Below are 10,836 nucleotides of genomic sequence, written 5' to 3' on the forward strand. Positions count from 1 at the left end.
AAAGCACGCTAAGGTTTTCGCAAAGTATCGCTAAGATTTAAAGACCATTTACGACTCGTTTTATTCCATCCCTCAATCGAAGTACATTGAAATTCATAAGCAGCCCTAATTTATAATTCCCCAACTTCATGTAGGTCAGTGTTTGTGCTAAATGAACATCGGTTAAAGTCTCTACACTTTTTATCTCTAGGACTAATTTATTCTCTACGAGTATATCTATCCTATAGCCGCATTCCAGCTTTACTTCTTCAAAAATCAATGGCATTGGTTTTTCTTTTTCAACTACTAGCCCGGATTTTATGATTTTATAGTATAAACATTCTTTATAAGCACTTTCTAACAAACCTGGGCCTAATGCTGAATGCACCTCCATCGCAAGCCCAATAACTTTATGTGAAACTTCATTTTCTATCATATAATCTTTGTGTTCCTTTTGGGTTACTTCAGCCGCAAAGAACGCAAAGATTTGCCCAGAGTTCGCTACGTATTTATAGATAAATCCTCTGTGCTCTTTGCGATAAACTCCGTGTTCTCTGCGGTTAAAAATTTATTCCTCATCAGCCCCAAATACACCGCACCACTAACAAAAAAACCAACAAACCAGGCGTAGTTGTACAACTGCGTAATCCAGCCGGGAACACTGTCCGTCGGAATAACCTGAATGGTGGTTAGAAAGCCGGGTATGTTTGGTAGAATCCCCACAAGAAGGGCGATGATGGCTGCGTTGTTGAATCCACCTTTAAAACGATAAATCCCCGTTTCACTGTACAGATCGGCCAACACCAGTTTCTGTTTACGAAGGAAGAAATAATCGGCAATCATGATGCCGCCGACCGGCCCTAGTAAACTGGAATAGCCGACCAGCCACGTGAAAATGAAGCCCGTTGGATCGGCGATGAGCTTCCAGGGAAAAATCAGGATACCAATGATGCCGGTAATGTAGCCACCTTTTCGGAAATCAATTTTGGAGGGAGCCAGATTGGCGAAATCATTGGCCGGACTGACAATATTAGCGGCAATGTTGGTCGCCAGGGTTGAAATAGCCACCGCAATCATGGCAACACTGACCAGGAGTTTGCTGTCGAACTTGCCGGCCAGAACGAGCGGGTCCCAGATAGTAGTGCCGTAGATAATGGTCGTAGCTGAGGTAACGACTACGCCGATAAATGAGAAGAGCGTCATGGCGGGCGGAAGTCCAATAACCTGCCCCTTAATCTGTGCCCGCTGACTGGTGGCATAGCGTGTAAAGTCAGGAATGTTCAAGGATAAAGTTGCCCAGAAACCAACCATGCCTGTTAAGGCTGGGAAGAAAAACGCGAAGAACGCTGCCGAGTCAGCGAATTTAGCGGGTTGCTCCAGAATAGGGCCGAGGCCGTTCCCGGCGGAGATTGCCCACCAGAGTAACGCCAGTGCCGCTACGGGTAAAAAGAACGCCTTAAAAACCAGTAACTTCTTGATGCTTTCGACGCCGAGGTACACAACGTACATATTTAGCAGCCAGAACAGAAAAAAGCAGATTGCAGGACCCGTCTGTAAACCAAAGGAAGCCGGAAACAACTGGGGCAGTGTTTCCAATGATGGAATCCATAACCGAAGCATCTGGTAGATCGAAAAGCCGCCAATCCAGGTCTGAATGCCGAACCAGCCACAGGCTACAATGGCGCGTAACAAGGCCGGGATATTTGCGCCACGAGTGCCAAAACTGGATCGAACCAAAACAGGGAACGGAATACCGTATTTAGCACCGGCATGGCCATTCAAGACCATAGGAATCAGGACAATCGTATTGCCCAGAAAGATGGTGAAAATGGCCTGCCACCAGTTCATGCCGCCCTGAATGAGTGAACTAGCCATCATATACGTAGGAATACACAGGCTCATACTGATCCATAAGGCTGCATAATTCCAGGTATTCCACGTTCGTTTCGACGCAGGAATGGGGGCTAAATCTTCGCTGTAGAGAGCCGATGACTCGTCTACAGTTGTTTCTTGGGCTAGTTGCATTTTTGTAGTTTAAGGTTTCTAGTTCGAAGTTTGTAGTCTGAAGTTCGTAGAATAGTACGGGATAACATAACTACAAACGTCAAACTTCGAACTACAAACTTGTTAACTCAATTTCAATGTATCAAATACCATTTTCTTGAACTTGGCTTCGTCGGCTTCGACGCTGATGTTCGTATTCGGTGGTTTTTTCCAGACACCCAGTTCGTCGATTGCCAGAGCACCAACCGTCAATTCTCCCTTTGTTTCAACATCTACATACCGAAATACGGATTGTGTAATGAGGCTAGGGTCAATGACAGCGGCAACGGTGATGGCATCCGGGTGATTGGAGCCATTCATCTTCTGGTGCTCTTTGCAATACTTCCGACGAACCTTATTGATCTGCATGAAAAAATCGGAATACTTCGTGCCCAGCTTTTCCACTTTGTCATAATCGTCATCGGTAAAGACCGAACTCTTTACGCTCACATCAAACCCGACCGTCCGGATCGGGATGCCCGATTGAAAAACAAGTCGGGCGGCTTCTGGATCGACCCAGGCATTGTAGGTGGCTAATGGATTGACGTTGCCATAAAACTTATAGAAACCACCCATAAAATACACCTCTTTAACCTGTTTCGCGATGGACGGCTTTTTTTGCAGTGCCAACGCAACATTGGTAAGCGGGCCAATGGCAACAATCGTTAGCTCATTCGGATACTTCTCCACTAATCGAATTATCGCATCGACCGCATGTTCTGTCTCCGGCTTCTGAACTGGGTCCGGGAAAAACGAATCGCTCATGCCATCCTTACCATGCACATAGGTCGCATTGCCAAAAACCTCCCGAACCAGTGGACGATCAGAGCCTTTATAAACAGGGATTTGTCCTTTCTTACCCGCTACCTGAAGCGTATACAGCGCATTTTTCGTTTGCTGCTCAAAACCGACGTTTCCACAGGTAATGGTAATGGCTTCAACTTTCAATTTGGGAGACGATACCGCCAAAAGAATTGCGAGGGCATCGTCCGTAGCCGTATCACTATCAAGAATAATGCGTTTTGCGGGATCGGCAGCAATTGGCATGCCTCCGAACGACGTAAACGTTGCCGCAGGATAGATTGCCGTAGCCGTTCCCAAAGAAAGTACCCTGATAAACTTGCGTCTAGATGTGCGCATAATGTTGTTGAGTAGTTGTTGGTTTACAGTGATCGATCCATGTTATCGATAGATCATCATGTATACCGAAAAGAGCCGCGAAAACCGTGCCCAACACCACTTTCTATGCTACATATTCATCCGCAATTTTTATTGCCTCACTGATAATCGCCAATCCTTCGTCGATTTGCTCTTTGGTAACGCAGAGGGGAGGGGCCACGAAAATGTAACTCCAGCGAACAAAGGTGTACATGCCTAGCTCCTTGATCTTGGCAGCTACTTTGCTCATCACAGCCATTTCTTCAGGCTTGGCATTGAACGGAGCCATTGGTTCTTTAGTCGTTCTGTTTTTGACCAGCTCAAAGCAGCCCAGTAGCCCCGTATTTCTAAAGTCGCCGATGCTTGGATGCTTTTCCATTAGTATGGCCGCTTGCTCATCCATATACTTGCCCATTTCGACCGCATTCTCGATCAGATTCTCATCTTCATAAATTTTCAGCGTTTCCAGCGCAGCCGCACAACCAACCGGATGAGCGGCATAGGTCATGCCGGTTGCCAGGACGGTATCGTCGTATCGAGACGCAATTTTATCCGTCACCATTAGGCAGCCGAATGGGATATAACCACTGGTAATCCCTTTCGCCATAGTTACCAGATCCGGCACAATGCCGTGATTTTCAAAGCCAAACCATTTGCCCGTTCGTCCGAAGCCGCTCATGACTTCATCCATGATGATCAGAATGCCGTGTTTATCGCAGATTTCCCGAACGGCGGCTAAATAACCGACCGGATACTGCAAACAGCCCGATGTACCCGATTCTCCTTCCAGCATGATGGCCGCAATGTTACCCGGTCCTTCGTAGGCGATAACGCGCTCTAACTGAGCAACTGAATCCGTCAGCATGCTTGCCTCGTCGTGATTCCAGCGATACTTATAAGGAATATCGATATGCACGAAATTAGGTGCCTGTTGCGAATCGTCGGGTAGTTTGCGGGGGTCACCGCCTACCGATAACGTACCGTAGGTGGCACCGTGATAGGATTGGTAGCGGCTTATGATCTTGTGCCGTCCCGTGTACAAGCGAGCCAGTTTAATCGCGGCTTCATTGGACGTAGCACCACAGAGCGTGAAGAACGCTTTGTTCAGATCGCCGGGGCATATTTCGGCTAATTTCTTGCCTAACTCCCCCCGAACTTTGGTCACGCAGTAGGGCGTCACATAACTCACTTCCTGCATTTGCCGAACAACAGCCTCCGTAATGCGCTGATTACCATGACCAATGTTCACATTCATCAGGCCCGACGAAAAGTCGATGTAGCGTTTGTCATCGTAATCATACAGGTAAACGCCTTTGGCATATTTCACGGCAATGGGTGAAATATTTTTCTGTTTGCTCCAGGCAAATACAGTGTAATCAAAGCTGTCCTGAAGGACTTCCTGCGTTTCGGAAAGCGTTGCTGTGTCGATCATTTTGGTTTTGTTAATGGTTTGAAGTTCGTAGTTGGAAGTTTGAAGTTGGCTGGCGCGTTAGCATTCTTGCGTCAGCCAACTTCGAACGTCAAACTCCAAACATCAAACTAATTAGTCTAACTCATCCAATTTATCCCCGCTTCGGGGTTCCACTTTGTGGTGCTTTTCTTCAGTTTAGTCCAGAATTCGATGGAGCTTTTTCCAGTGATGTCGCCCACACCGAAACGGCTTTCGTTCCAGCCGCCGAACGAGAACGGTTCGCGCGGAACGGGTACGCCCACGTTGACGCCCACCATACCGGCGCTGGCTTTATCGATCACGTACCGCGCCATGCCGCCATTCTGGGTAAATACCGAAGCCGCATTTCCATACGGATTGGCGTTTTCGATGGCCAGCGCTTCATCGACCGTGTTGGTCCGCATGATGCTGATGACTGGACCGAAAATTTCCTCTTTGGCAATGGCCATATCGGGCATGACATAGTCAATCACCGTTGCACCCACATAGGTGCCATTTTCTTTCCCTTCGACAATCGGGTTCCGACCGTCAACCAGCACTTTGGCTCCCTGGCTTTCGGCTTCCGTAATATAGCGCTCAATGCGCTCTTTGGATTCGCGATTGATGACTGAGCCAAGATTTTTGCCCGGCACCATTTTTTGTGCCTCTTCGCAAAGTTTGGCAATAATATGATCCACCGGCCCAACGGCAACCATTGCCGATGCAGCCATACACCGCTGACCAGCGCAACCGGCCATAGAAGCCGTGATGTTTTGGGCCGTCATGCCCGGAATGGCGTCTGGCAGCACAATGAGGTGGTTTTTAGCGCCACCCAGTGCCAGACAGCGTTTGTAATTACTGGTTGCCCGCTTATAAACGACTTTGGCAATTTTGGTCGAACCCACAAAGGAAACGGCTTCGATGCCCGGATGATCGCAGATGGCTTCGACCACCTCACGATCCCCTTGAACTATGTTGAAAACGCCCGCGGGCAAGCCAGCTTCCTGCAATAGTTCGGCTAATCGGCCAACGCTTAACGGTACTTTCTCGGATGGCTTAATAATCATGCAATTACCCAGCGCAATTGCATTTGGAATTGTCCAGTTCGGTACCATACTCGGAAAGTTGAACGGCACGATACTGGCGACAACACCCAGCGGCACATGTTCGGTCCGGCACTCAACCCCACGGCTTACTTCCAGAATCTCGCCCGTCACGATCTGGGGTAATGAGCAGGCAAATTCGGCCAGTTCGGCACCTTTCTCGATTTCAGCAACGGCTTCGTCGTAGGTTTTGCCGTTTTCTTCCTGAACTAATAAAGCCAACTCTCTTAAGTTCTTTTCTAACAGGGCTTTATACCGGAAAAAGACCTGAACTCTTTCCTTAATTGTCGTTCGGCTCCAGGCTGGGAAGGCGGCTTTAGCCGCTTGTACCGCAGCGTCCAGATCAGCAGCAGTCGATAGCGGTACGGTCGACAGTAGGGTGCCATCGACTGGGGAAATTACGGCTAACGTCCGGTCGGTCGTGGGATCGACAAACTGCCCGTTTATATAGTTTTGAATAGCAGCGTATTTCATGGTTTTGTTGTAGGCCTGCATTTTTTGCAGAAAAGAGAAATGCAAACTAAAAATTATATAGATACCAGTCAACTATTTGTATTATTTTTAACCCAACAAAATCACAGAAATGGAGAAGAACCACACTACATTGGATGATTTAGACTTTGCCATCCTCTCGTGTCTTCAGAAGGATGGGCGAATGTCGTTTACAGAAATTGCCGAACAGTTGAATGTATCTGTCGGCACCGCCCGCACCCGCCTGAATCGGTTACTGGAAGAAGGGATAATTAGTATTGTCGGTCGGGTGGACCCGGAAAAGGTCGGCTTTCGGGCTTATGCGCACATTGCCATATATATTCGGCCGGCTACGTTAAAGGAGCCTGTGGCGCAGGAAATTTCGAGGAAGCCTGAAGTTAGTTTCCTGGCCAGCACCTCCGGCGATTACGACTTGGAAGTGGACGTGATGTGCCAGAGTAACAATCACTTAGTAGAATTCGTGAATGAAATATCCACGATTGAAGGTGTCTATCAAACGAAAACAACGCTCTATTTTAAAGTCTATAAATACGCCCAGCCCGACTTGAACCTGCTGAAATGATTATAACCGCAAAGGCGCAAGAGAAAGCGCAAAGCACGCAAAGTGAAAAAGTATAATTTCTTTGCGTGCTTTGCGCTCCCCTTTGCGTCTTTGCGGTTAAACCTTACTCCGCCGTTTCCGACGCCAGCGCAGAAATAGCCACACAACACCGATTCCAACGATTCCGATGGGGAGAAAATAAAATACGCCAACCAATACATCGCCCATCAATCGAAATCCGTCGGTGAAATTGTGCCAGATTTGGGTGTAGAAAGGCTCTTCTGGATTCAGGGCAACTTCGGTTTGCTGATAATACGACAGATTGATCGTACTTAGCGCCACTTCATCTTTAAGCTGACGAAGTTCGGCTTCCTGTACCTCGCGCTCTTCCCGAAGTTTCCCCAATTGCTCTTCAACCTTTAGCACATCGGCAACCGAACGAGCCTGTTTCAGAAGTTTCAGATACGTCTCTTCGACAGCTTTTTTGCTACGAATCCGGGCTTCCACATCGACGTACCGGCGCGTCACATCCTCCGACGTGATGGTTTTCATATCAGTGAAAATCGACTCCTTCAAGAGCAACGCCAGAAGTGCATCTAATCGACTGGCAGGCACTCGAATAACGAGTGCGTTTTCGATACTGTTACCGGTTTTGGTTTCGTTCGAGCTGGTAATCTGGCCACCACTCTGACGGACAACCTGTTCAATAGCCTGCCCTGATTTCGTGAAATCACTCACCCGGATACGCACCTGGGCATTACGGATGATCTTCCGATTGATGCCGATTGATGGTTGCGTGGGAGAAGCAGTGGGCGATTCAGGCATCTGTTCCTGATCAGGAGAGGCTTGGTCCTGCTCGGGAGAAGGGGCTTTTAAGGCCGCCATGCTACGGGGTGTTAGGTTAATCTCTGCCAAAGCTTGTTCTGATTCCTGCTTCGACTGGCAGCCCGTAACTGTCAGGAGCACGATGAGCGTCAAAAAATAATTCATACCCTTAAGATGCGCACCCAGGCTAATTTGCATACGTGTTGACTCGTTTTTTATTCGACCCAAAATACGGCTTATTTGCTCATTAATAAGGATTTCATTGTGCCAGGCCGAACGATGCGTTACCACATGTTGTTGTATAAATATAACTAATCACCAGTCTTACGTTTGCTGCATATAACTTGTGCATTTGCATAAGTCAGTGCTTTTGCGTCTATATTTGGCCCGGGCCACGTAGGCCATTCGTGTCAAATGGCAGCGGAGACAGTATCAACCTGAACATCGATTATGTCGAAAAACTTAGTCATAGTGGAGTCGCCAGCGAAGGCGAAAACCATTGAAGGCTATCTTGGTAAGGACTTTACAGTGAAGTCAAGCTTTGGTCACGTACGCGATTTGCCCAAAGATGGGCTGGCTGTGGACGTCACGAATGGGTTCCAGCCATCTTACGAAATTTCGCCCGATAAAAAGAAATTAGTTAGTGAATTAAAGGCGCTCGCTAAAGCTGCGGATGAAGTTTGGCTGGCGACTGATGATGACCGCGAAGGGGAAGCTATTTCGTGGCACCTTAAGGAAGCCCTCGGCCTGCGCGACAATACCAAGCGGATCGTATTCCGGGAAATTACCAAAAACGCGATCCAGAATGCCATTAAATCGCCCCGCACCATTGATGTTGATTTAGTGAATGCCCAACAGGCCCGACGCGTACTCGACCGGTTGGTTGGTTATGAACTGTCGCCGGTATTGTGGCGTAAGATCAAAGGTGGGAGTACAGGACTATCGGCAGGACGGGTTCAATCCGTGGCCTTGCGACTGGTTGTAGAGCGCGAACGCGAGATCGATAAGCACTCCGCCAAATCGTCTTTTAAGGTTACGGCCCAGTTTATCGTGGATGGCAGCAAAGTCCTGAATGCCGAACTGCCCAAAAACTTTGCAACCTCCGGTCAGGCACGGGCCTTTCTGGAAGCCTGTATCGGAGCAACATTTACGATCAAAAATTTAGAGGTTAAACCCGCTAAGAAATCACCCGCGCCACCGTTTACGACCTCGACCCTGCAACAGGAGTCGTCGCGTAAACTGAGCTATTCGGTTGATCGGACTATGCGGATTGCCCAGAACCTGTACGAAGCGGGTAAGATTTCGTACATGCGGACGGACTCGACGAACCTCTCAACCGAAGCTATCGATAAGGCTGTCGCTGAGATCGGTTCGGAGTTTGGTGAGAAATATATACAAACGCGCCAGTTCAAGACGAAGAATGAATCGGCGCAGGAAGCACACGAAGCCATCCGTCCGACGAATTTCAATGATCGGAATGCCGGAGCCGACCGTGATCAGAAACGCCTGTATGAGCTGATCTGGAAACGGGCAATAGCTTCGCAAATGGCTGATGCCCAACTCGAACGAACAACGGTAACCATCGGGATTAAATTCGCCAATGGAACGACGACGACATTCCAGACGCATATTGACGATAGCCCCTTTGTCGATACGCCACCAGCCGCTTCGGGCCAGAGCTTTCCAAATGAGCTGGTTGCTCAGGGGGAAGTCATCAAATTCGATGGGTTCCTGCGTGTTTACCTCGAATCGAAAGACGATGAGGATGATGAAGATGCGAAGGGAATGCTTCCTCCGCTGACCATCGGGCAAGGCCTGAATCTCGGACAGATGAAAGCTACCGAGAAGTTTACGCGTCCACAGCCTCGCTATGCGGAAGCCTCGCTGGTGAAAAAACTGGAAGAAATGGGCATCGGTCGCCCGTCTACGTATGCGCCGACCATTTCGACCATCGTGAACCGCGGCTACGTCGTTAAGCAGGACAAACCCGGTCAGGAACGGAAATATACAGAGTACACTCTCCAGCAAAATAAGATCAGCGAAACCAGCGGGAAGGAAACCTTCGGCTCCGAAAAAGCCAAGCTGTTCCCAACCAATACAGGCATTGTGGTCAATGACTTCCTGGTTGAATATTTTCCGGACATTGTCGATTATCAGTTCACGGCAACGGTTGAGAAGGAGTTTGACGAGATTGCCGATGGCAAAATGAACTGGAAGACCATGCTGGAAGGCTTCTACGGTGATTTCCATAAAAACATCGAAGATATTCAGGGCTCGTCGATCGTTTCGTTCAAGACAGGTGCCAAAGACCTGGGACTCGATCCGCGAACCGGTAAAAAAGTGTCGGCACGGCTGGGGAAATACGGAGCCTATGCGCAAATCGGCGAATCGACCGACGATGAGAAACCACAATACGCGAACCTGCGCGATGGTCAACTGATTGAAACCATCACCTTGCAGGATGCGCTGGATTTGTTCACGTTGCCTCGTGAGGTTGGTTTCTTTGAAGACAAACCCATGACCATCGGCATCGGCAAATTTGGCCCGTATGTAAAGCATGATGACAAATACGTATCACTCACAAAAGAAGACGATCCGTATTCGATTGACGCCGACCGTGCCGTTCAGCTTATCCAGCAGAAGCGTGCCGAAGCCGTTAGTGAGGCCATAGGAGAATACGAAGGTAAGCCTGTTACGACCGGTAAAGGGCGTTTTGGCCCGTATGTGAAGTACGAAGACAAGTACATCTCCATTCCGCGGAATGAATCGCTGGCGAGTATGACACTGGATCGGGCTATAGAACTGATTCTGGCCAAGCGACAAGCCGAAGCGAATAAATACATCAAAGAATTTCCGGAGAATCCGGCGGTCAAAGTTGTCAATGGTCAATACGGGCCGTATCTGGCGGTTGGCAAGCGAAACGTCAAAATTCCGAAAGACGTTGACCCCGCATCTTTAACGCTCGAAGATTGCCTGAAACTGGCGGGCGACGAACCGGCACCTGCGAAAAAGGCAGCTCCGGCCAAAGCCAAGGCGACAGCAACAACTGCCAAGAAGCCAGCGGCCAAAGCACCCGCCAAGAAAGCAGCCGCGAAAAAGTAAGAATTGAAGATAATTTGTCATTCCGACCTTAGGAGGAATCTCAATCTTGACTAATATAAAAGTTTGAGATTCCTCCTAAGGTCGGAATGACAAGCCTTCCGGTAGTGAGTTAGTTACTCACTACCGGAAGGCTTTTTGTTTTTAATACTTCGTCATTCGTTCAC

The 10,836-nt window shown here is 48.6% G+C and carries 8 protein-coding genes; 2 read left to right on the forward strand and 6 right to left on the reverse strand.

The annotated features are described in order from the left end of the window. Positions 1-37: 37 nt before the first annotated feature. The 5 genes from EXU85_RS15870 to EXU85_RS15890 form a co-directional block, all read right to left on the reverse strand. Positions 38-415 carry a GxxExxY protein gene (locus EXU85_RS15870; protein WP_142773024.1) on the reverse strand — a complete coding sequence of 126 codons (378 nt, stop codon included), beginning with the start codon at positions 413-415 and terminating at the stop codon, positions 38-40. A gap of 65 nt (positions 416-480) precedes the next feature. Next, on the reverse strand, positions 481-2,004 hold the full coding sequence (locus tag EXU85_RS15875; protein WP_142773025.1) for an NCS1 family nucleobase:cation symporter-1: 1,524 nt from the start codon (positions 2,002-2,004) through the stop codon (positions 481-483). Positions 2,005-2,106: 102 nt separating this feature from the next. Beyond that, a complete protein-coding gene (locus tag EXU85_RS15880; RefSeq protein ID WP_142773026.1) occupies positions 2,107-3,162 on the reverse strand; it encodes a nucleoside hydrolase in 1,056 nt (351 codons plus the stop codon). Positions 3,163-3,265: 103 nt separating this feature from the next. Next, positions 3,266-4,612, reverse strand: coding sequence for an aminotransferase class III-fold pyridoxal phosphate-dependent enzyme (locus tag EXU85_RS15885; RefSeq protein WP_142773027.1), 1,347 nt, complete (start codon positions 4,610-4,612; stop codon positions 3,266-3,268). A gap of 116 nt (positions 4,613-4,728) precedes the next feature. Then, a complete protein-coding gene (locus tag EXU85_RS15890) occupies positions 4,729-6,186 on the reverse strand; it encodes a CoA-acylating methylmalonate-semialdehyde dehydrogenase (RefSeq protein ID WP_142773028.1) in 1,458 nt (485 codons plus the stop codon). Positions 6,187-6,295: 109 nt separating this feature from the next. Here EXU85_RS15890 and EXU85_RS15895 point away from each other — a divergent pair, with 109 nt between their 5' ends. Beyond that, positions 6,296-6,766: an Lrp/AsnC family transcriptional regulator gene (locus EXU85_RS15895; protein WP_142773029.1), complete on the forward strand. Its 471-nt coding sequence runs from the start codon at positions 6,296-6,298 to the stop codon at positions 6,764-6,766. Between the two features lie 96 nt (positions 6,767-6,862). Here the strand turns inward: EXU85_RS15895 and EXU85_RS15900 are convergent, their stop codons facing one another. Next, complete coding sequence (locus EXU85_RS15900) at positions 6,863-7,768, reverse strand: DUF4349 domain-containing protein (RefSeq protein ID WP_142773030.1); 906 nt, start codon at positions 7,766-7,768, stop codon at positions 6,863-6,865. 252 nt (positions 7,769-8,020) lie between these two features. Here EXU85_RS15900 and topA point away from each other — a divergent pair, with 252 nt between their 5' ends. Then, positions 8,021-10,672: a type I DNA topoisomerase gene (gene topA / locus EXU85_RS15905; protein ID WP_142773031.1), complete on the forward strand. Its 2,652-nt coding sequence runs from the start codon at positions 8,021-8,023 to the stop codon at positions 10,670-10,672. Positions 10,673-10,836: the final 164 nt, after the last annotated feature.

The sequence above is a fragment of the Spirosoma sp. KCTC 42546 genome (genome assembly GCF_006965485.1).
GTDB lineage: Bacteria > Bacteroidota > Bacteroidia > Cytophagales > Spirosomataceae > Spirosoma.